This is a genomic window from Shewanella sp. 0m-6 (assembly GCF_052977325.1).
On sequence record NZ_JBRIMD010000065.1, the window covers coordinates 1 to 1,103 of the forward strand.

At 49.1% G+C, this 1,103-nt stretch carries 1 protein-coding gene; it reads right to left on the reverse strand.

All coding sequences use genetic code 11. The features are described from left to right. On the reverse strand, window positions 1–1,103 hold a 1,103-nt coding region (locus tag ACVBJC_RS20345; protein ID WP_447162724.1), incomplete at both ends, for a VCBS domain-containing protein.

Genomic DNA, 1,103 nt, shown 5'->3' on the forward strand with positions numbered 1-1,103 from the left:
CGTCTTTGTCTTCCGTTACAGAAGCTGCGGAAGTGCCTGCTATGATTGCTTTATCGTCAGTGCCGTTAATGGTGACGCTAATTTTCTGCTCGGTGCCATCGACGCTGTGAACAATGAGAGTATCGGTTAACGACTCACCTGACTTGAGCCCTTGAATGACCGCTTGCGAGTTATCCGCGGTGTAAGTCCAGTGACCTAAGTTATTTAAGGTCAAGCTACCAAACTGACCCTGCAGAGACTCGCTAATAAATTGGTTTTGCCCACTATCGGGATCGAGCAGACTCAGCTGGCCGTCGGTATGAAGAAAGCCAACATTTACATCGGTATCTTCGGTTAGCGATGCGCTGGATACGCCGCTAATTTTGGCGACCTCATCGGTACCGTGGATAGAGATAGACACAATTTGGCTAACAGGTAAGCCAGAGCTATCAGTTGCTGTGACTCTAAATGTTTCGCTGGCCACCTGTCCGGCGTGGAGGCCGAGGGTATGCGCTGAGCTGTTGTCCAACTGATACTGCCAAACACCACTTTTTTCATCAATTAGGAGCTGGCCATATTGGCCTAGAGACTGAGGTACAGCCCAACTGAGGCTATCACCATGGTCTGGATCCGTTGTGAGTAACTGACCACTAACGGTATCAACATTGCCCATCTCATTTAGACTAGCAGCGTGCAGGCCTGAGATGGTCGGAAGGTCATTGCTGCCCTCAACTTCAACACTGATGACAGTATTAACTTTGTGTCCTAGGTTGTCAGTCGCTGTGATGGCAAATTGTTCAGTATGCTGCTCACCTTCAGATAATGCGTTGGTTTGGGCTGAATGATTGTTTAGGTGGTAATGCCATTGTCCTGTGCTCGCATCTACAACGAGGTCGCCATATTGACCCTGCGAGTGTTCGGTAGACCAGGTGACAGAATCATTGCCTGTACCGTGTGCTTGAAGTTGTCCATTGACCGTATCAACAATCCCATCTTCTTTAACTTGTTGAATTTGTTCTTGACTATCTACTTGTAACAGTTTTTCATCAGTGCCAGTGCCAGTGCCAGTGCCAGTGCCAGTGCCAGTGCCAGTGCCAGTGCCAGTGCCAGTGCCAGTGCCAGTG